17 protein-coding genes are annotated in these 20,935 nt (G+C 61.1%); 3 read left to right on the top strand and 14 right to left on the bottom strand.

Annotated features, from left to right (window positions below; translation table 11 throughout):
• Nucleotide 1: 1 nt before the first annotated feature.
• Nucleotides 2-1,222, top strand: a complete 1,221-nt coding sequence (gene fabB / locus LU682_RS09235) for a beta-ketoacyl-ACP synthase I (RefSeq protein WP_010954940.1) — start codon at nucleotides 2-4, stop codon at nucleotides 1,220-1,222.
• 130 nt (nucleotides 1,223-1,352) lie between these two features.
• Here the strand turns inward: fabB and LU682_RS09230 are convergent, their stop codons facing one another.
• Entirely contained in the window at nucleotides 1,353-2,360 is a 1,008-nt protein-coding gene (locus tag LU682_RS09230) for an amidohydrolase family protein (RefSeq protein ID WP_060489298.1), read from the bottom strand.
• A 117-nt stretch (nucleotides 2,361-2,477) separates the two neighbouring features.
• Here LU682_RS09230 and LU682_RS09225 point away from each other — a divergent pair, with 117 nt between their 5' ends.
• Nucleotides 2,478-3,341 carry a pirin family protein gene (locus LU682_RS09225; RefSeq protein ID WP_049588220.1) on the top strand — a complete coding sequence of 288 codons (864 nt, stop codon included), beginning with the start codon at nucleotides 2,478-2,480 and terminating at the stop codon, nucleotides 3,339-3,341.
• Between the two features lie 94 nt (nucleotides 3,342-3,435).
• Here LU682_RS09225 and LU682_RS09220 read toward each other — a convergent pair whose 3' ends face one another.
• The 4 genes from LU682_RS09220 to LU682_RS09205 form a co-directional block, all read right to left on the bottom strand.
• Nucleotides 3,436-4,161 carry a dienelactone hydrolase family protein gene (locus tag LU682_RS09220; RefSeq protein ID WP_010954943.1) on the bottom strand — a complete coding sequence of 242 codons (726 nt, stop codon included), beginning with the start codon at nucleotides 4,159-4,161 and terminating at the stop codon, nucleotides 3,436-3,438.
• A 63-nt stretch (nucleotides 4,162-4,224) separates the two neighbouring features.
• Nucleotides 4,225-6,129 (bottom strand): molecular chaperone HtpG, encoded by a 1,905-nt coding sequence (htpG, locus tag LU682_RS09215; RefSeq protein ID WP_010954944.1) that lies wholly within the window; start codon nucleotides 6,127-6,129, stop codon nucleotides 4,225-4,227.
• Between the two features lie 69 nt (nucleotides 6,130-6,198).
• A complete protein-coding gene (locus tag LU682_RS09210) occupies nucleotides 6,199-6,681 on the bottom strand; it encodes a PaaI family thioesterase (protein ID WP_003251519.1) in 483 nt (160 codons plus the stop codon).
• Complete coding sequence (locus LU682_RS09205; RefSeq protein WP_060489316.1) at nucleotides 6,678-7,154, bottom strand: PaaI family thioesterase; 477 nt, start codon at nucleotides 7,152-7,154, stop codon at nucleotides 6,678-6,680. Before LU682_RS09205 ends, LU682_RS09210 begins: the two co-directional genes overlap by 4 nt.
• A 154-nt stretch (nucleotides 7,155-7,308) precedes the next feature.
• On the opposite strand from LU682_RS09205, the gene LU682_RS09200 reads away from it, so the two are divergent.
• Nucleotides 7,309-7,581 carry a hypothetical protein gene (locus tag LU682_RS09200; RefSeq protein ID WP_019437947.1) on the top strand — a complete coding sequence of 91 codons (273 nt, stop codon included), beginning with the start codon at nucleotides 7,309-7,311 and terminating at the stop codon, nucleotides 7,579-7,581.
• Nucleotides 7,582-7,648: 67 nt separating this feature from the next.
• On the opposite strand, the gene LU682_RS09195 is transcribed toward LU682_RS09200, so the two are convergent.
• The 9 genes from LU682_RS09195 to sdhA all read right to left on the bottom strand — a co-directional run bounded on the left by LU682_RS09195 (nucleotide 7,649) and on the right by sdhA (nucleotide 20,935).
• A complete protein-coding gene (locus LU682_RS09195) occupies nucleotides 7,649-8,398 on the bottom strand; it encodes a DUF599 domain-containing protein (RefSeq protein WP_010954947.1) in 750 nt (249 codons plus the stop codon).
• Between the two features lie 235 nt (nucleotides 8,399-8,633).
• Nucleotides 8,634-9,947 (bottom strand): branched-chain amino acid transport system II carrier protein, encoded by a 1,314-nt coding sequence (gene brnQ, locus LU682_RS09190; RefSeq protein ID WP_010954948.1) that lies wholly within the window; start codon nucleotides 9,945-9,947, stop codon nucleotides 8,634-8,636.
• 403 nt (nucleotides 9,948-10,350) lie between these two features.
• Nucleotides 10,351-11,235, bottom strand: coding sequence for a succinate--CoA ligase subunit alpha (sucD, locus tag LU682_RS09185; RefSeq protein WP_003254203.1), 885 nt, complete (start codon nucleotides 11,233-11,235; stop codon nucleotides 10,351-10,353).
• A complete protein-coding gene (sucC, locus tag LU682_RS09180; protein WP_003254205.1) occupies nucleotides 11,235-12,401 on the bottom strand; it encodes an ADP-forming succinate--CoA ligase subunit beta in 1,167 nt (388 codons plus the stop codon). Before sucC ends, sucD begins: the two co-directional genes overlap by 1 nt.
• Nucleotides 12,402-12,572: 171 nt before the next feature.
• Nucleotides 12,573-14,009 carry a dihydrolipoyl dehydrogenase gene (gene lpdA, locus LU682_RS09175; protein WP_010954949.1) on the bottom strand — a complete coding sequence of 479 codons (1,437 nt, stop codon included), beginning with the start codon at nucleotides 14,007-14,009 and terminating at the stop codon, nucleotides 12,573-12,575.
• A gap of 93 nt (nucleotides 14,010-14,102) precedes the next feature.
• Entirely contained in the window at nucleotides 14,103-15,326 is a 1,224-nt protein-coding gene (gene odhB / locus LU682_RS09170) for a 2-oxoglutarate dehydrogenase complex dihydrolipoyllysine-residue succinyltransferase (RefSeq protein WP_010954950.1), read from the bottom strand.
• Between the two features lie 42 nt (nucleotides 15,327-15,368).
• On the bottom strand, nucleotides 15,369-18,200 hold the full coding sequence (locus LU682_RS09165; protein WP_010954951.1) for a 2-oxoglutarate dehydrogenase E1 component: 2,832 nt from the start codon (nucleotides 18,198-18,200) through the stop codon (nucleotides 15,369-15,371).
• A 246-nt stretch (nucleotides 18,201-18,446) separates the two neighbouring features.
• Entirely contained in the window at nucleotides 18,447-19,151 is a 705-nt protein-coding gene (locus tag LU682_RS09160; protein ID WP_003254212.1) for a succinate dehydrogenase iron-sulfur subunit, read from the bottom strand.
• A gap of 11 nt (nucleotides 19,152-19,162) precedes the next feature.
• Nucleotides 19,163-20,935 carry a succinate dehydrogenase flavoprotein subunit gene (gene sdhA, locus LU682_RS09155; RefSeq protein ID WP_003254213.1) on the bottom strand — a complete coding sequence of 591 codons (1,773 nt, stop codon included), beginning with the start codon at nucleotides 20,933-20,935 and terminating at the stop codon, nucleotides 19,163-19,165.

The following is a 20,935-nucleotide window of genomic DNA, read 5'->3' as shown; positions in this document are numbered from 1 at the left end:
CATGCGCCGCGTCGTTATCACTGGTCTGGGCATCGTATCGTGCCTGGGCAATGACAAAGCTACCGTCACCGAAAACCTGCGCAACAGCCGTCCGGGTATCCGTTTCAACCCGGAATACAAGGAAATGGGGCTGCGTAGCCAGGTTTCCGGGTCCATCGACCTCAACCTCGAAGAACTGATCGACCGCAAGGTTTACCGCTTCGTCGGCCATGCGGCTGCCTACGCCTACCTGGCCATGCAGGACGCGATCAAGGACGCTGGCCTGACCGAAGAGCAGGTTTCCAACCCGCGTACCGGCCTGGTGGCGGGTTCCGGCGGCGCCTCGACCCTGAACCAGATGGAAGCGCTGGACACCCTGCGTGAGAAAGGCGTCAAGCGCGTCGGCCCATACCGCGTTACCCGCACCATGGGCAGCACCGTGTCGGCATGCCTGGCCACCCCGTTCAAGATCAAGGGCATCAACTACTCGATCTCGTCGGCCTGCGCCACCTCGGCTCACTGCATCGGTACCGCACTGGAGCAGATCCAGTGGGGCAAGCAGGACATCGTCTTCGCCGGTGGCGGTGAAGAAGAGCACTGGAGCCAGTCGTTCCTGTTCGATGCCATGGGCGCCCTGTCGACCAAGCGCAACGAAACCCCGGAACTGGCCTCGCGCGCCTACGACGCTGACCGTGATGGCTTCGTCATCGCTGGCGGTGGCGGCATGGTCGTGGTCGAGGAACTGGAACACGCCCTGGCCCGCGGCGCCAAGATCTACGCCGAAATCGTTGGCTACGGTGCCACTTCCGACGGCTACGACATGGTTGCACCGAGCGGCGAAGGCGCCATCCGCTGCATGCAGCAGGCGCTCTCCACTGTCGACACCCCGATCGACTACCTGAACACCCACGGTACCTCGACTCCGGTCGGTGACGTGGCCGAGATCAAGGGCGTGCGTGCCGTGTTCGGCGACAAGGCTCCGAAGATCAGCTCTACCAAAAGCCTGTCGGGTCACTCGCTGGGCGCTGCCGGCGTGCACGAGGCGATCTACTGCCTGCTGATGATGGAAAACAACTTCATCGCCGGCTCTGCCAACATCGACGAGCTGGACGCGGAAGTCGCCGACTTGCCAATCCTGCGTAAAACCGAAGAAAACGCCAAGATCGACACGGTCATGAGCAACAGCTTCGGCTTCGGCGGCACCAACGCCACCCTGGTGCTCAAGCGCTGGGAAGGCAAGTAAGACGCTGCTGCTGTAAATGAAAACGCCCCGACTGGTTCGGGGCGTTTTTGTTTGGGTTGCCTGTGCTGGCCTCTTCGCGGGTAAACCCGCTCCTACACAGGTCATTTGCAGTGCTTGTGGCCATTGCAGGCTAATGGCGCGCCTTGGGCAACACCGCCAGAAAATTCTCCCGGGCCACCTTGTGCGCCACCGACTCCGGCAAGGCATCCAGAAACGGCTTGAACCCGTGCATCTGCTCCCCCAGGCTGCCAAACCGCCCCACCACATCCGACCCCAGCATGAACCGCTCCGGGTACTTCTCGACCAGCGCCAGCCATTCCTTGCGCGGCGCGCCCTGCTCATCCAGCAAATACGGTTGCAGCACACTCCACGACAAATCGACATACAGGTTCGGGTAGTCCTCCAACAATCGCGTCAGCACCGGCAGTAGAAAGTCCATCTGCGTCTGGTGGCGGTGTATCTCCATGCTGCTGCCCGCGTGCGCCCAGATGAATCGCGTATGCGGGTGATTGCGCAGCGGCTCTTCGATCTCCGCCAGGTACAGCGGGTTGCGCTCGCGCTTGGAGGTGATGTTGGAATGCAGCAGCACAGGCAGGTCGCGCTCGGCCGCCAGATGGTAGATACGCGTCATGGCCTCATTATTGGCACGTGGCGTGTCGCCACTGGTCAGCGCTGTCAGGTCATCATGTCGGGTGAACACCTCGCCGATGCCCTGCCAAAGGCCCGGGTACAAATCGAGCATGCGCTCGATATGGCTGACCGCATTCTTGTCCACCGGGTTGAAACCGCTGAGGAACGGGTGGAAGCGCTTGCGCTGATCACTTGGCAATTGCTGCAGCGCCGCCGCCACGTAAGTATCAGTGGCGCTGTACCAGTAGGCATCAGCGTCATCACCGGCGTAGTAGCGCGGGCGCTTGGGTTCGTCTTCGTGCCATTTCTTGGCCACCGGTATGCCTGAAATCATCGACTGCTCAACCCCTGCAGCATCCATGGCCTTGATCAGCGCCGGCATGCCTTCACTTTCCTGGAAGAAGTCCACGTAGTGCAGATGGGCATCACTGTAGCGGTACTCGCGCGCCTGGGCCGCCTGGCACAGCCAGCCGAACAACAGCACACAAGCCAGCGCTCTGGCGGTCATGGTCATCCTCCTCATGCAAGTACGAACCCAGTAGACCAGGCGGCCGCCAAGACGGTTCAGCCACGGCGGGCAAACCGCTATGCTTGAGGCACTTCCACCGTGCCTGGAGCCTTCCCCATGAGCAGCCCACTGGTCATCCACCCCCGAGCCGAGACGGTCGAGGGCCAGCCGATCCTGCGCCCGCTGCCGTCAGCCCAGTGCCGCAGCGTCGGCCCGTTCGTGTTCTTCGACCACATGCTCGAAACAGACTATGCCCCGGGGCATGGCATGGACATCCGCCAGCATCCGCATATCGGCTTGTCGACGCTGACCTACCTGTTCGAAGGTGCAATCCTGCACAAGGACAGCCTCGGCTCGGCGCAGCGGGTGCTGCCCGGTGATGTCAGCTGGATGACCGCAGGCAGCGGCATCGCCCATGTCGAGCGCACCCCGGAAGATGCCCTGGCCCATGGTTCACGCCTGCATGGGCTGCAGGTATGGCTGGCATCGCCACGCGAGTTTGAGCAAGGCCCGGCAAGCTACAGCCATCACCCCGCCGCGAGCTTGCCCGTCAGTGACAGCCTGGGTGTGCGTATCTGCATGATTGCTGGCAGCGGGTTCTGCCTGGCGTCACCGGTGCCGGTGCTGTCCCCTACCCTTTATGCGCATGTCCGGATGCAACCGGCGACCACCTTGCTGGTACCGACCGAGCATGTGCAGCGAGCGCTGTACGTACTCGATGGTGAGTTGATGATGAACGATGAAGACGTGGAGCCGTGCAGCCTGGTGGTACTGCCGGAAGGGGAAGAGGTGACGTTGTATGCGGAGGGTGAATGCCAATTGGTACTGATTGGCGGCGCACCGCTGGATGGGCCGCGTCGGATGAACTGGAATTTCGTGGCCAGCGACCCGGAACTGATCGAGCGGGCCCGGGCCAGGTGGGCTGCGGGGGATTGGCCGGTGGTGCCGGGGGAACATTCGAGGATCGAGTTACCTCGGTGATCGGGGATGGGCACAGGTCGGCGGTTGGGCGCAGTCCACCGTCGCGTAGGAGCGGGTTCACCCGCGAAGGGCTGCAAAGCAGCCCCCTGCAATCTCAACGCTGGAACACTTCACTCAGCAGATTATGCATCGAACGAAACGCTCGCTCGGAAGTGCGCCGGTCATACTGCATCTTGCCCGGCATATTGGCATTCGGGTCGGTAAACGAGTGCACCGCGCCGCCGTAACTGAGCAACTGCCAGTCCACCTTGGCCGCGTTCATCTCGTCTTCGAATGCCGGCAGCTGCTCTTTAGGCACCAATGGATCGGAGGCACCATGCAACACCAGCACCGAGCCCTTGATGCGCTTGGCATCTTCAGGATTCGGCGTGTCCAGGGTGCCGTGGAACGACACGGCCGCACGCAGGTCGGCGCCGCTACGGGCCAGTTCCAAGGCACAGCAGCCACCGAAGCAGAAGCCGAAGGTGGCCACCTTGCCAGGCTCCAGCAACGCCTTCGACTGCCCCAGCAATTGCGCCAAGGCCTCCTGCATGCGCTTGCGCAGTTCGCCACGGTCATTCTTCAGCGGCATCATCGCCACGCCTGCCTCATCGGCATTGGACGGGCGCACCGATTGCCCGTACAGGTCGGCGATCAGCACCACATAGCCCTTCTCGGCCACTTCCTTGGCAATGCGCTCGGCACCTTCACCAATGCCCATCCAGTTCGGCGCCATCACCAGCCCTGGGCGGCCCAGCGCACCCGGCTCATAGACCAAACGGCTTTCGTAGGTCTTGCCAGACAGGTGATAAACCAGCGATTCGACGATTACTTTGCTCATCAAGCACTCCTTTGGCACTCGTCATAAAAAAGCCCGCCGAAGCGGGCTTTGCTGTGCATCAACTCAAGCAGACAGCTCGACCAGTAGCTTGTTCAGGCGACGAACGTAAGCCGCCGGGTCCTTCAGGCTGTCACCGGCCGCCAGGGCCGCCTGATCGAACAGGATGTGCGACAGCTCGGCGAAACGGTCTTCGCTCTGCTCGTGATCCAGCTTCTCGATCAGCGGGTGGCTCGGGTTGAACTCGAAGATCGGCTTGGACTCCGGCACTTTCTGCCCGCTGGCTTCCAGGATCTGGCGCATCTGCAGGCCCAGGTCCTGCTCGCCAATGGCCAGGATCGCCGGCGAGTCGGTCAGGCGGTGCGAGACGCGCACTTCGGCCACGCTGTCACCCAGCGCACCTTTCAGTCGCTCGACCAAACCTTCCTTGTCCTTGGCGACTTCTTCCTGGGCTTTCTTGTCTTCTTCCGAATCCAGCTTGCCCAGGTCCAGGTCGCCACGGGCAATATCGACAAAGGCCTTGCCGTCGAATTCGTTGAGGTAGCTCATCAGCCACTCGTCGATGCGATCAGTGAGCAGCAGCACTTCGATGCCTTTCTTGCGGAAGACTTCCAGGTGCGGGCTGTTCTTGACCTGCGCGTACGACTCGCCGGTGAGATAGTAGATCTTGTCCTGACCTTCCTTGGCGCGGGCCAGGTAGTCGGCCAGGGCGACGCTCTGCTCGCCGCTGTCGTCCTGGGTGGACGCAAAGCGCAGCAGACCGGCGATTTTCTCCTTGTTGGCGAAGTCTTCGGCCGGGCCCTCTTTCAGCACCTGACCGAAGTTTTTCCAGAAGCCCTTGTATTTCTCGGGTTCGTTCTTCGCCAGCTTCTCCAGCATGTCCAGCACACGCTTGGTCAGCGCGGTCTTCATCGAATCGATGATCGGGTCTTTCTGCAGGATTTCACGCGACACGTTCAGCGACAGGTCATTGGAATCAACCACACCCTTGATGAAGCGCAGGTACAGCGGCAGGAACGACTCGGCCTGGTCCATGATGAACACACGCTGCACGTACAGCTTCAGGCCGCGCGGCGCTTCGCGCTGGTACAGGTCGAACGGCGCACGGGCCGGCACGTACAGCAGCGAGTTGTATTCGAGCTTGCCTTCGACCTTGTTGTGGCTCCAGGCCAGCGGGTTTTCGAAGTCATGGCCGATGTGCTTGTAGAACTCCTGGTACTCCTCGTCCTTCACTTCGGTGCGCGAACGGGTCCACAGGGCGCTGGCGCGGTTGACGGTTTCCCACTCTTCGGCCGGCTGCTCTTCACCTTCGGTGGCGGCCTGCTCTTTCGGCAGTTGAATCGGCAGGGCGATGTGGTCGGAGTATTTCTTGACCACGTTGCGCAGGCGCCAGCCATCGGCGAACTCCTGCTCGTCCTTCTTCAGGTGCAGGACGATACGGGTACCGCGCTGTGGTTTGTCGATGGTGGCGACTTCGAATTCGCCCTCGCCTTTCGACGACCAGTGCACACCTTCGGCCGCTGGCTGGCCGGCACGGCGGCTGTACACGTCGACCTTGTCGGCAACGATGAACGCGGAGTAGAAGCCCACGCCGAACTGACCGATCAGGTGCGAGTCCTTCTTCTGGTCACCGGTGAGGTTCTTCATGAAGTCGGCAGTACCGGACTTGGCGATGGTGCCCAGGTGGGCAATGACGTCTTCGCGGCTCATGCCGATGCCGTTGTCCTCGAGGGTCACGGTACCGGCGTCCTTGTCGAAGCTCAGGCGAATCTTCAGGTCAGCATCGCCCTCGAACAGCTCTGGCTTGGCCAGGGCTTCGAAACGCAGCTTGTCGGCGGCGTCGGAAGCGTTGGAAATCAGCTCCCGCAGGAAGATTTCCTTGTTCGAGTACAGCGAGTGAATCATGAGGTGCAGCAGTTGCTTCACCTCGGTCTGGAAGCCCAGCGTTTCCTTTTGTGTTTCCACAGTCATGGTCTTCGAAACTCCGATCTGATGGCGTTGGCGCCTGGCGGCCGGTTCGGCCAGCGTTAACGGCGGATGTCATGCAGATGGGGGCTGCCCGGATGATTTCAAGGGCTTTTCCGGTTCGATCTTGAAATGCGCACGGGCCGTGGCAATCGGCGACTGCCTGTCGCCCTGCCAGGCGGTGATGGCCACGTTGGTCACCCGCCGACCCTGGCGCCACAGCTGGCACTGGGCGTAGGTATCGCGAAAATGCCCGGCGCGCAGGTAGTCGATGGAAAAGTCGATGATCTTCGGAATGCTTGCGCTCTCGCTGTAGATCAGCAGGTACAGCGCTGCCGACAGCTCCATGAAGCCGGCGATCACGCCGCCATGGATGGCCGGTAGCAGTGGGTTGCCGATATTGTCCGGGCTGGCCGGCAGGCGGAACAACACGTCATCGCCCTGACGCTCGCATTCGATGCCGATCAGCCCGGCATAGGGAATCAGCGCCAGCAACGGTCGATAGTCGCCCACCGCATGGGCGGCGTTGAGCTGCTGGCGTACCGCGTGCGGAATCATGCCTTGCCCTCCTTCAGACTGTCGCCGAAACGGATGCCGCCCTTGATTTCCTGGCCCAGGCGCATGAACGTGCCCACCACCTGGCAGATGGGCTGGTCGGGGTCGTCCTGGTAGGCGGTGCCACGGGTGAAGATCACGTCGCGGGTAACACGGTAGCACTGGGCGTGGCCATAGATGTCCTTGCCGGCCTCAGCCGGGTGCATGTAGTCGATACGCAGGTCCAACGTCGGGCACACTTCGAAGCGCGGCAGCACACACAATGTGGCCATGCCACAGGTGGTGTCCATCAGCGTGGTCAGCGCACCGCCGTGCACGGCACCGGTTTGCGGGTTGCCGACAATCGCCGGCGACCACGGCAGGACCAGGGTCATGCCATCGCCATCAGCCTGCGCCACGCGCATCTGCAACAGCTGACAATGTTTTAACGCCGAGAGAAAGCGCTCGGCCATTGCCATCAAGGTTGAATCGCTCATCGGCTGTTCCCATCGGCCGCAGGGCAGCGGCATAAATTCGTTAAAAAGTCCATGTAGAACGGGACGTTATATATCTGTAATCTTCGTTGAACTTATTCCGCGTAGTTGTACTCGAAGGAACAAGTCACTTATTCCACCAAGGAGAAACACCCCCATGCGTAAACCTTTTGCTTTTGCTCTGATGCTGGCCGCTGCCATGGGCCTGGCTGCTTGCGATAAAGCGAGCGAAGACAAAGCCCAGGACGCACAGCAACACGCCGAGCAAGCCCAGGAAAAAATGGGTGAAGCTCAGGATAAGATGAACGAAGCCGCCGAGGAAAACGCCGAAGCTGCCAAAGATCAGGCCGAAGCCGAGCAGAAGGCTGCCGAAGAAGCCGCTCCGGCTACTCCGGCTCCTACTACACCGGCAGAACCTGCCAAGCAGTAATTGGCTAAAACAAAAAAACCCGACGATGTCGGGTTTTTTTGTGCCTGCGAACTTTCGATTAATCGTTTCAGTTGGAAACAACCGAGCTTTCCTTGGCCGGCTCCGACAGTACACTTTCGGTCGGTGTGAACACCATCACATCGAGTACATCCGAATGGAACTCTCGACGGTACAGAATCAGCACTACTCCCACACTCATCGCCATGAACAACCATGGGCTGATAAACCAGCTCAACATGGCCATGCCGAAGTAATACGAACGCAGCCCCAGGTTGAACTGGTTAGCCGCCAACGACAATACCCGTGCCGCGCGGGAGGCGAACGCCTTGCGCTCCAGCTCATTGACCAGCCGTTCGCCGATCATCGGCGCCGAGCCCACCAGCACGGCGGCAAAGTTGTATTGGCGCATGCACCAGCTGAACGTGAAGAAGGCATAGACAAATACCATGGCCAGGCACAGCAGCTTGATCTCCGACATGCCCTGGGATGTTTGCTGAACCAGCGGCAGGTCGGCCAGCAATGACAGTGCCCGGTCGGAGGCACCGAGCACGGTGAGGATGCCAGCCAGAATGATCAGGGTGCTGGAGGCGAAGAACGAAGCGTTGCGCTCCAGGTTACCGATCACGCTGGCATCGGCGATGCGGTTGTCGCGCAGCAGCATGCGGCGCATCCAGTCTTCGCGGTACAAGTGCAGCACGCTGGCCAGGCACGCGGTGTCGCGCCCCTTCCAGATCGCATAGCGGGTATAGCCACCCCAGCACAGGGCGAACCAGGCGATGGCCAGCAGGTTGTTGAGGTTGCTTTGGATGAAGTTCATGCAGGGTTACCGAAAGGGCCATGTGCCTAAAGGATAGGGACCGGATTTCGACGCTGGCAAGCGGCAAAAGGCACACCTGCACACTGAAAAATGCATTACCTGCTGCGAAGCGGCCGAAACAGGCAAACAGCAAAAAGCCCCGCATCCTTTCGGAGACGGGGCTCTCTTGTTTTCACCCTTGGCGGGCACCCTTCGGCTTGTGGCCGGTGCCGCCCTCAGGCTTCCACTTGTCCGGTCAGGCCAGCGCCTCGCGCGGCTTGCCGAGCATGCGGTCGCAGGCCACGGCACCCACCAGGGTCACCACCGAAGGTACCAGCCAGGCCATGCCGGCATCACTCAATGGCAGGTGCGCCATGAAGTCTGGCAACACGTGGGCAAGGCTGCTGCCCTTGATCGCATCGACCATGCCGAACAACAGCGATACCAGCATCACGGGTGCCAGGATGCGCGTTGGCGAGTTCCACAGGTCTTTCACGAAGCTCAGGCCAACCACCACGATGCACGGCGGATAAATGGCGGTGAGCACCGGGATCGAGAACATGATCAGCTTGGTCAGGCCAAGGTTGGAAATCAGCAGCGAGAAGCCGGCGAGGATCACCACCAGCGCGCGGTACGACAGCGGCAGGATCTGGCTGAAGTACTCGGCGCAGGCACAGGTCAGGCCAACCGCGGTCACCAGGCAGGCCAGCGCGATCAGCACGGCCAGGAAGCCGCTGCCCAGGGAGCCGAAGGTATGCTGTACGTAGGCATGCAGCACCGCCGCACCGTTGGTGGCGTCAGCCGCGATGTCGTGGCTGGTGGCACCCAGGCGGAACAGGCTGATGTAGACCAGGGCCAGCCCGACACCGGCGATCAGGCCGGCGATGATGGCGTAGCGGGTAATCAGCCTCGGCGACTCGACACCGCGCGAGCGAATGGCATTGACAATGACGATACCGAACACAAGGGCACCCAGGGTATCCATGGTCAGGTAGCCATCAGAGAAGCCCTTGGAGAACGCAGCGGCAGCATAGGCAGGCTGTGCGTCACCAATGCTACCGGCGGGCAGCGCGAAGGCAGCGATGCCCAGTACGGCCAGGGCAATGATCTTCAACGGTGCCAGGAAGCGGCCCACGGTGTCGAGCAACTTGCCAGGGTACATGGACACGGCCAGCACGACGATGAAGTACACCAGGCTGTAGATGAACAGCGCCAGCGGGCTTTCACCGGTCAGCGGTGCAACGCCCACTTCGAACGACACGGTGGCCGTACGCGGGGTGGCGAACAATGGGCCGACCGACAGGTAGCACACGGCTGCCAGCAGGCCGCCGAAGAACTTGCCGATCGGGCTGCTCAGTGCATCCATGCCGCCACCGACCTTGGCCAGGGCGACCACCGTGATGACCGGCAGGCCCACGGCAGTGACCAGGAAGCCCAGGGCCGCCATCCATACGTGCGGGCCAGACTGCAGGCCGACGATAGGCGGGAAGATGATATTGCCTGCACCCACGAAAAGCGCAAACGTCATAAAGCCAAGCGCCAGGATATCCTGGCCTTTGAGAACTTTCATTTAAGGTAGTACCACACTGCTGAAATCGGGATTCGAGAGGGGATTTCCCTTTGGGTAAGGGGAAATGCTGCCCGGCTTGATAGGCCAGACCCGTTTAGCGTGTCGTTCCCTTTTGGGGTACGGGCACAGAGTGAACGCGTAATGTAACTGGTTTGTCAGTCAAACGCACTGGCACAGTGCTGCTTGTCCGATGTGCGTACATGTTTGTCGTCTGTGTGACCGAGGACGGCAGGTATTATCCTCGGATTGAAACATTCGTCTGCGTGAAAATTCCTATCAAACCTATCGAAGAATCTCTATTGCCAGCACCGGCCTCTTCGCGGGTAAACCCGCTCCTACGAACCCCACATACGACAAAGGCCACCCGAAGGTGGCCTCTGTGCGCGTGGGGGGTGTAGCAGTATTACTTCTTGGCTTCCCAGCCAGTCAGCTCGGCCAGGGCCTTGCCGATGTCAGCCAGGGAACGCACGGTTTTCACACCCGCGTCCTGCAGGGCGGCGAACTTCTCGTCCGCAGTGCCCTTGCCGCCGGAGATGATGGCGCCAGCGTGGCCCATGCGCTTGCCCGCAGGTGCAGTAACACCGGCGATGTAGGAAACGACAGGCTTGGTGACGTGGGCCTTGATGTAGGCCGCAGCTTCTTCTTCAGCCGAACCGCCGATCTCACCGATCATGACGATCGCTTCGGTCTTCGGGTCTTCCTGGAACAGCTTCAGGATGTCGATGAAGTTGGAGCCCGGGATTGGGTCACCGCCGATGCCGACGCAGGTCGACTGGCCGAAGCCGGCGTCGGTAGTCTGCTTCACAGCTTCGTAGGTCAGAGTGCCGGAACGCGAAACGATACCGACCTTGCCTGGCAAGTGGATGTGGCCTGGCATGATGCCGATCTTGCACTCGCCCGGGGTGATGACACCTGGGCAGTTAGGGCCGATCAGGGTCACGCCCAGCTCGTCGCACTTGACCTTGGCATCCAGCATGTCCAGGGTAGGAATGCCTTCGGTGATGCAGACGATCAGCTTGATGCCGCCAAAGGCAGCTTCCAGGATCGAGTCTTTGCAGAACGGAGCCGGTACGTAGATGACCGAAGCGTCAGCGCCGGTCGCTTCCACGGCTTCCTTGACGGTGTTGAACACCGGCAGGCCCAGGTGGGTGGTGCCACCCTTGCCTGGGGTTACGCCGCCGACCATCTTGGTGCCGTAGGCAATGGCCTGTTCGGAGTGGAAAGTACCCTGCGAGCCGGTGAAGCCCTGGCAGATGACTTTGGTATCTTTATTGATCAGGACGCTCATTACTTGCCCTCCGCAGCTTTGACAACTTGTTGAGCAGCGTCGGTCAGGCTGGTTGCCGCAATGATGTTCAAACCGCTTTCTGCCAGTACTTTAGCGCCCAGTTCGGCGTTGTTGCCTTCGAGGCGAACGACGACCGGAACTTTAACGCCAACTTCTTTCACTGCACCGATGATGCCTTCGGCAATCATGTCGCAGCGAACGATGCCGCCGAAGATGTTGACCAGAACGGCCGCGACATTGCTGTCGGACAGAATGATCTTGAACGCTTCGGTAACGCGCTCTTTGGTAGCACCACCGCCAACGTCGAGGAAGTTGGCCGGCTTGCCGCCGTGCAGGTTGACGATGTCCATGGTACCCATGGCCAGGCCGGCACCGTTGACCATGCAGCCGATGTTGCCTTCAAGGGCAACGTAGTTCAGTTCGAACTTGGCAGCGTGGGCTTCACGGGCGTCGTCCTGCGACGGGTCGTGGAAGGTTTTCAGCTTCGGCTGACGGTACATGGCGTTGGCGTCGATGTTGATCTTGGCATCGAGGCAGTGCAGGTCGCCATCGGCCTTGATCACCAGCGGGTTCACTTCCAGCAGCGCCAGGTCATGATCCTTGAACAGCTTGGCCAGGCCAACGAAGATCTTGGCGAACTGTTGAACTTGCTTGCCTTCCAGGCCCAGCTGGAAAGCCAGCTCGCGACCCTGGAACGGCTGAGCGCCGACCAGTGGGTCGATGGTGGCCTTGAGGATTTTCTCAGGCGTTTCGTGAGCGACTTTCTCGATGTCCACGCCACCTTCGGTGGAAGCCATGAACACGATACGGCGGCTCGAACGATCGACTACAGCGCCCAGGTACAGCTCTTTGGCGATGTCAGTGCAGGATTCGACCAGAATCTTGGAGACGGGTTGACCGTTGGCATCGGTCTGGTAGGTAACCAGATTCTTGCCCAACCACTGTGCAGCGAACGCCTTGGCGTCTTCCTTGCTGCGAACCAGCTTTACGCCGCCCGCTTTACCGCGACCACCCGCGTGAACCTGGGCTTTTACAACCCACTCGTTCCCGCCGATCTTGTCGCAGGCTTCTGCAGCTTGCTCAGGGGTGTCGACTGCGAAACCCTTGGAAACTGGCAGGCCGTACTCAGCGAACAGCTGCTTACCCTGATACTCGTGAAGATTCATGCTTTTTACCGTCTTCGTTAGGTACTGCGCTTCGGCGCTGCGCCATCAGTGGCGCCGCACCACCTGTGACCGTTGACCCCGGGTTTCCCGTGTGATCCGGTCCGGCGGACTTTCCGCGGTGAGTCATGCACGCAAGACTCACGACGGGCAGCCCGCCGTGGTTTCTTATAATTAACGCTTCTTACGGTTGGCCACGTGAATGGCGCCGCCATTCACCGCCAGCGCTGCTTCATGCAACGCTTCGGACAGGGTTGGATGGCTGAAGACCATCATGCCCAGATCCTCGGCACTGGTGCCGAATTCCATTGCGATTGCGCCCTGCTGCACCAGTTCGGCAGCCGATGGGCCAATCACGTGAACACCCAGAACGCGGTCGGTCTTGGCATCGGCGATGACCTTGACGAAACCACCGGTGTCGTTGGCAGCCATCGCACGGCCGCTGGCCGCGAACGGGAAGGTGCCCACGTTAACCTCAACGCCCTCGGCCTTCAAGGCCTGTTCGGTCTTGCCGACCCACGCGATTTCCGGGTGGGTGTAGATGACCGACGGGATCAGGTCGTAGTTCATCTGGGCCTTGTGGCCCTTGATGCGCTCGACGACCATGATGCCCTCTTCCGAAGCCTTGTGGGCCAGCATCATACCGCGTACCACGTCACCGATGGCGTACACGCCCGGAACGCTGGTGGCGCAGTAATCGTCGACGAAGATGTAGCCACGCTCGTCGATGGTCACGCCGCTGTCGGAAGCCAGCAGATCGGTGGTCACCGGGCGACGGCCGACTGCAACAATCAGCTTGTCGAAGGTGATCTTCTGCTCGCCTTCGGCGTTGGTGTAGGTCACTTCGACTTCATTGCCGTTGACTTTCGAGCCGGTGACGCGAGCGCCCAGCTTGATGTCCAGGCCTTGCTTGGTCAGGGTCTTCTGGGCTTCTTTCGACACGGCGGTGTCGGCAGCCATCAGGAAGGTGTCCAGGGCTTCCAGGACGGTCACTTCAGCACCCAGGCGAGCCCATACCGAACCCAGCTCCAGGCCGATCACGCCTGCACCGATAACGCCCAGGCGCTTCGGTACGGCCTGGAATTCCAGGGCGCCGGTGGAGTCGACGATGACGTTCTGGTCGACCGGGGCCGGCGGAATGTCGATCGGGCGCGAGCCGGAAGCCAGGATCACGTTCTCGGCTTCGATGACTTCGGTGGTGCCGTCAGCCTTGGTGACTTCGACTTTCTTGCCGGCCAGCAGCTTGCCGTGGCCCTGGATCGAAGTGACGCCGTTGGCCTTGAACAGGGTGGCAACGCCACCGGTCAGGTTCTTGACGATGCCGGCCTTGCGGCCAACCATCGCGGCGACGTCCATCTTCACTTCGCCCGTGGAGATACCGTGGACGTTGAAGCTCTCTTTGGCTTCCTTGTACTTCCAGGAGCTGTCCAGCAGCGCCTTGGAAGGAATGCAACCTACGTTCAGGCAGGTGCCGCCCAGGGCCAGTTTGCCCTCGGCGTCGGTGTACTTCTCGATACAGGCAGTCTTCAGACCAAGTTGGGCAGCCTTGATGGCAGCCACATAGCCGCCTGGGCCTGCACCGATTACCACTACGTCGAATTTCTGGGTCATAAAAGATTCCTTATCAGCTACAAGCTACAAGCCGCGAACCGCGCGGCCTGGCTTCTTGCGAAGCCAGGCCCGGCACGGTACGCAGCCAGAGGGTTAGATGTCCAGCAGCAGGCGGGACGGATCTTCCAGCAGGTTCTTGATAGTGACCAGGAAGGTTACCGCTTCCTTGCCGTCGATCAGGCGGTGATCGTACGACAGCGCCAGGTACATCATCGGGCGAATCACGACCTGGCCATTGATGGCCATCGGGCGCTGGATGATGTTGTGCATGCCGAGAATGGCGGCCTGCGGCGGGTTGACGATCGGGGTCGACATCATCGAACCGAAGGTGCCACCGTTGGTGATGGTGAAGGTGCCACCGGTCATCTCTTCGATGGACAGTTTGCCGTCACGGGCCTTCTTGCCGAAGGTAGCGATGCCGTTCTCGATTTCAGCCAGGCTCATCGACTCGGCGTTACGCAGCACCGGCACCACCAGGCCACGGTCGCTGGACACGGCAACACCGACGTCGGCGAAGCCGTGGTAGACGATGTCGTTGCCGTCGATCGAGGCGTTGACGGCCGGGAAGCGCTTCAGCGCTTCGGTAGCGGCTTTGACGAAGAACGACATGAAGCCCAGCCGCACGCCATTGTGGGTCTTCTCGAACAGGTCCTTGTACTTCGAACGCAGGGCCATGACTTCGGTCATGTCCACTTCGTTGAAGGTGGTCAGCATCGCCATGTTCGACTGGGCTTCGACCAGGCGCTCGGCGATCTTGGCACGCAGGCGGGTCATCGGCACACGCTTCTCGGTACGGTCGCCAGCGGCGACGACAACCGGGGCAGCGGCAGCAGCGGCAGGCTTGGCAGCCGGTGCAGCGGCAGGTGCCGACTTCTTCTTGGCAACAGCAGCAACCACGTCTTCCTTGGTGACGCGACCGCCTTTACCGGTACCTGCAACGGTAGCCAGGTCGATGCCGTTTTCTTCAGCCAGCTTGCGCGCGGCCGGGGCTGCGATCGGGTCATCTTCGCCGGCGTCAGCGGCAGCAGCGGCCGGAGCAGCTGCAGGTGCGGCTGCCGCGGCAGGCGCAGCGGCAGCACCGCCCTCAACGATCGAACCCAGCAATTCGTCGGACAGGACGGTGTCGCCCTCGCCCTTGACGATGTCGCCCAGCACGCCATCGGCAGTAGCCAGTACTTCCAGGACAACCTTGTCAGTCTCGATGTCGACGATCAGCTCGTCACGCTTGACGGCTTCGCCCGGCTTCTTGTGCCAGGTGGCAACGGTGCCATCGGCAACCGATTCCGGGAAGGTTGGGGCTTTGATCTCGATAGCCATTATCTGTGTTTCCTTAAATTCGGTTTCAGGTGCGCGAAGGCGTTAGACAGTGAAGGCGTCTTGCAGCAGTTTTTCCTGCTGTTCGGCGTGCTTCGAAGCGTAACCACAGGCTGGCGCGGCAGAAGCGTCGCGACCGGCGTATTCCAGGACCAGTGCCTTGTTGTGGCGGCCCAGGATACGGCGCATGTGGTGCTGGCTGCTGTACCAGGCGCCCTGGTTCATCGGCTCTTCCTGACACCAGACCGCATGCTTGAGGTTGGTGTAAGGGGCGAGGATTTCGACCAGATCGTCCTCAGGGAACGGATACAGCTGCTCGATACGCAGGATGGCGATGTCTTCGCGGCCTTCGGCACGGCGTTTTTCCAGCAGGTCGTAGTAGACCTTGCCGCTGCACAGCACCAGACGCTCGACCTTGGCCGGATCGATTGCGTCGATTTCCGGGATCACGGTCTGGAACGAGCCTTCTGCCAGGTCTTCCAGGGTCGAGATGGCCAGCTTGTGGCGCAGCAGCGACTTCGGCGTCAGGACTACCAGCGGCTTGCGCAGCGGGCGAATGACCTGGCGACGCAGCAGGTGGTAAATCTGTGCCGGCGTCGTCGGTACGCAGACCTGGATGTTGTGCTCGGCGCACAGCTGCAGGTAACGCTCCAGACGCGCGGAGGAGTGCTCCGGCCCCTGCCCTTCATAGCCGTGTGGCAGCAGCATGGTCAGACCGCACAGGCGGCCCCACTTGTGCTCACCACTGGTGATGAACTGGTCGATCACCACTTGCGCACCGTTGGCGAAGTCGCCGAACTGGGCTTCCCAGATCACCAGCGCGTTCGGCATGGTGGTGGAGTAGCCGTATTCGAAGGCCAGTACCGCTTCCTCGGACAGGAACGAATCGTACAGATCGAAACGTGGCTGGCCTGGGAACAGGTTCTGCAACGGAATGTAGGTGCTGGCGTCCTTCTGGTTGTGCAACACCGCGTGACGGTGCGAGAAGGTGCCACGGCCGATGTCCTGGCCGGTCATGCGGATCGGGTGACCTTCGAACTGCAGGGTGGCGTAAGCCATGGTCTCTGCATAACCCCAGTTGATCGGCAAGCCACCGGCCTGCATCTTCTGACGGTCTTCGTAGATCTTCGACACCTGACGCTGGACCACGAAACCTTCCGGCAGCTCGAGCAGCTTGGCCGACAGATCCTGCAGGGTCTTGAGGTCGAAACGGGTGTCGTGACGCGCGGTCCAGGCATGGCCCAGGTACGGACGCCAGTCGACGAACAGCTCGCGGTTCGGCTCCTTGACCAGGCTTTTTACCACGTGCAGGCCATTGTCCAGCGCGTTGCGGTACTCGTCGATCTTGGCCTGAGCGCGCTCGGCGTCGATGCGACCGGCCTGGATCAGCTGCTCGGCATACAGCTCACGGGTAGTGCGCTGCTTGCTGATCTGCTGGTACATCAGCGGCTGGGTGCCGTTAGGCTCGTCAGCCTCGTTGTGGCCACGGCGACGGTAGCAGACCAGGTCGATGACCACGTCACGCTTGAACTGCATGCGATAGTCGATGGCCAGCTGGGTAACGAACAGCACGGCTTCCGGGTCATCGCCGTTCACGTGCAGGATCGGTGCCTGGATCATCTTGGCAACGTCGGTCGCGTACTCGGTGGAGCGCGCATCCAGCGGGTTGCTGATGGTGAAACCAACCTGGTTGTTGATCACGATGTGCACGGTACCGCCGGTCTTGAAACCGCGGGTCTGCGACATCTGGAAGGTTTCCATGACCACGCCCTGGCCAGCGAACGCAGCGTCGCCGTGGATCGAGATCGGCACCACCTTGTCGCCAACGGTGTCGTTGCGGCGGTCCTGACGGGCGCGCACCGAACCCTCGACCACCGGCGAAACGATTTCCAGGTGGGACGGGTTGAACGCCATGGCCAGGTGCACTTCGCCACCCGGGGTCATCACGTTCGAGGAGAAGCCCTGGTGATACTTCACGTCACCGGAGCCCAGCTCGTTCATCTTCTTGCCTTCGAACTCGTCGAACAGCTCGCGCGGGTTCTTGCCGAAGGTGTTCACCAGCACGTTCAGGCGGCCACGGTGGGCCATGCCGATCACGACCTCCTTGGCGCCGTAAGAGCCGGAACGCTGGATCATTTCATCCAGCATCGGAATCAGGCTCTCGCCGCCTTCAAGGCCGAATCGCTTGGTGCCCGGGTACTTGGTGCCCAGGTACTTTTCCAGGCCCTCACCGGCGGTTACGCGCTCGAGCAGGTGGGCCTGCACGTCAGCGGAATACTCCGGACGGCCGCGCACGCTTTCCAGGCGCTGCTGGAACCAGCTGCGCTGCTCGGAATCGACGATGTGGGTGAATTCGGCGCCAATGGTGCGACAATATGTCTTCTGGAGTGCATCGAAGATGTCGCGTAGGCTCGCCTCCTCTTTGCCGATGAACAGGTCGCCGGCACGGAAGGTCGTATCAAGATCGGCATTGGTCAAGCCGTAGTGATTGATCGACAGGTCTACGGGCGCAGGGCGCTGCCACAACCCCAACGGGTCGAGCTTGGCAGCCTGATGGCCGCGCATACGATAGGCCTGGATCAGTCGCAGAACTTCAACCTGCTTCTTCTCGTGTTCACTGCTCACGCTCCCGGCGGAAACCGGTTGGGCGCGGCGCTGGTTCTTTGCCAGCAGTACGAAATGGTCGCGGATTGTCGAGTGCGATACATCAGTAGCGGTGCTGCCGTCGGCTGGCAACTTCTGGAAGTAAGTGCGCCACTCTTCTGGCACAGCGTTAGGGTCGTGCAGGTAGAGCTCGTAGAGCTCTTCCACATATGCAGCGTTACCACCTGAAAGGTGGGCGCTATCCCACATGCGCTGCATCACGCTTTCTTGCATGCTTGGTCACCCTCGATTAGGGGACTGATCGGCGAGAGCCACAGCAAACCTGGAAAAGTCCGAAAACAGCGACTGAACCACGCCACTTGGATCCTGCTGATTTTCCGGGTACCAGCCCGGAAAGCCCCTGCTGGTCTCATATCTTCATAGGTAATGAACGCGGGCTTTGTGGGCCCTTGTTCGGGTTTTACCTCAGTGCGGGCTCACCACCCGCACCTCGGCTTACTGCAGGTACAACGCTTTGTATCAGGTGCCGCTTTGCAGCAGCATGTTACGTACGTGACCGATTGCCTTGGTCGGGTTCAGACCTTTCGGGCAAACGTTTACGCAGTTCATGATCCCGCGGCAGCGGAATACGCTGAACGGGTCATCCAGGGACGCCAGGCGCTCCTGAGTCTTGGTATCGCGGCTGTCGGCAAGGAAGCGGTAGGCTTGCAGCAATGCTGCCGGGCCCAGGAACTTGTCCGGGTTCCACCAGAACGACGGGCAGGAAGTCGAGCAGCAAGCGCACAGGATGCACTCGTACAGGCCGTCCAGCTTGTCACGGTCTTCCGGCGACTGCAGGCGCTCGATGGCCGGGGCCGGGGTGTCGTTCTGCAGGAACGGCTTCACCTTCTCGTACTGCTTGTAGAAGATGCTCATATCGACCACCAGGTCACGAATGACCGGCAGGCCTGGCAGAGGACGCAGAACCAGCTTGCCGCCCTTCACCACCGCCGACAGCGGGGTGATGCAGGCCAGGCCGTTCTTGCCGTTCATGTTCATGCCATCGGAACCGCAAACGCCTTCACGGCAGGAGCGACGGTACGAGAAACCCTCGTCCTTTTCCTTGATCAGTGCCAATACATCCAGCACCATCAGGTCCTTGCCGCCGGTATCGACGTCGAACGACTCCATTTTTGGCGCCGAGTCGGTGTCCGGGTTGTAACGATAAACTTCGACTTTCAACATAGCAGCCACCCTTAGTAAGTCCGGACTTTTGGTTCGAAGGCTGGAACAGTCTTCGGCGCAAAGTTGACGCCGCGCTTGGCAACGCGCTTCTCACCCGGGTAGTACAGGGTGTGGCACAGCCAGTTTTCGTCGTCACGGTCTTCGAAGTCTTCACGGGCGTGAGCGCCGCGGGACTCTTTACGGGCTTCGGCCGCGATGGCGGTAGCTTCGGCGACTTCCAGCAGGTTCTGCAGCTCCAGCGCTTCGATACGCGCGGTGTTGAAGGCCTGGGACTTGTCGTTGATCTTGACGTTGGCGATACGGTCACGCAGACCGGCCAGCTGCTCGATACCCTTCTGCATGTATTCGCCAGTACGGAATACACCGAAGTAGTTCTGCATGCAGCTCTGCAGCTCGCGCTTCAGGCTGGCAACGTCTTCACCGCTGGTACGCTCGTTGAGCTTGTTCAGGCGGTTCAGGGCAACATCGACGTCGGTGTCGCTGGCGTCGCGGTATTCCACGCCTTCGCTCAGCGCCTTCTCCAGGTGCAGGCCGGCAGCACGGCCGAACACCACCAGGTCGAGCAGCGAGTTGCCGCCCAGGCGGTTGGCACCGTGAACCGATACGCACGCCACTTCACCTACGGCGAACAGGCCCGGGATGATGTGATCCTGGCCGTCGGCGTCCATGGTGATGGCCTGGCCATGAATGTTGGTGGCAACGCCGCCCATCATGTAGTGGCAGGTCGGCACGACCGGCACCGGCGCGACCACAGGGTCGACGTGGGCGAAGGTCTTGGACAGTTCGCAGATACCTGGCAGGCGGCTGTGCAGCACTTCCTCGCCCAGGTGGTCCAGCTTCAGCAGTACGTGGTCCTTGTTCGGGCCCACGCCGTTGCCGGCGATGATTTCCTTGACCATGGAACGGGCAACCACGTCGCGGCCGGCCAGGTCTTTGGCGTTCGGCGCGTAACGCTCCATGAAGCGCTCGCCGTGGGCGTTGATCAGGTAGCCACCTTCACCGCGGCAACCCTCGGTGACCAGTACACCGGCGCCGGCGATACCGGTCGGGTGGAACTGCCACATTTCGATGTCCTGCACCGGCACGCCTGCACGCAGGGCCATGCCGATACCGTCACCGGTGTTGATCAGGGCGTTGGTGGTGGACGCGTAGATACGGCCCGCACCGCCAGTGGCCAGCACGGTGGCCTTGGACTTGATGTACAGGGTTTCGCCGGTTTCGATGCAGATGGCGATCACACCCACGAATGCGCCGTCCTGGTTTTTCACCAGGTCAACTGCGTAGTACTCGTTGAGGAACGTGGTGCCCGCCTTCAGGTTGCCCTGGTACAGGGTGTGCAGCAGCGCGTGACCGGTACGGTCGGAAGCGGCACAGGTACGGGCGGCCTGGCCACCTTTACCGAAGTCCTTGGACTGACCACCGAACGGGCGCTGATAGATGCGGCCGGTTTCGGTGCGCGAGAACGGCAGACCCATGTGGTCCAGTTCGAAGACCGCAGCCGGGCCTTCCTGACACATGTATTCGATAGCGTCCTGGTCACCGATGTAGTCGGAACCCTTGACGGTATCGTACATGTGCCAGCGCCAGTCGTCGTTCGGGTCGGCCGAAGCGATGGCGCAGGTGATGCCGCCCTGGGCGGATACGGTGTGCGAACGGGTCGGGAAGACCTTGGTGACTACGGCAGTCTTGTGGCCGCCTTGAGCCAGTTGCAGCGCTGCGCGCATGCCGGCGCCGCCGCCACCGATGATGATGGCGTCGAAGGAAATGGTTGGAATGCTAGCCAT

This window comes from Pseudomonas alloputida (assembly GCF_021283545.2).
Lineage (GTDB): Bacteria > Pseudomonadota > Gammaproteobacteria > Pseudomonadales > Pseudomonadaceae > Aquipseudomonas > Aquipseudomonas alloputida.
Note: the sequence above shows the minus strand (reverse complement) of the source record. Positions and strands in the feature narration are given on the sequence as shown.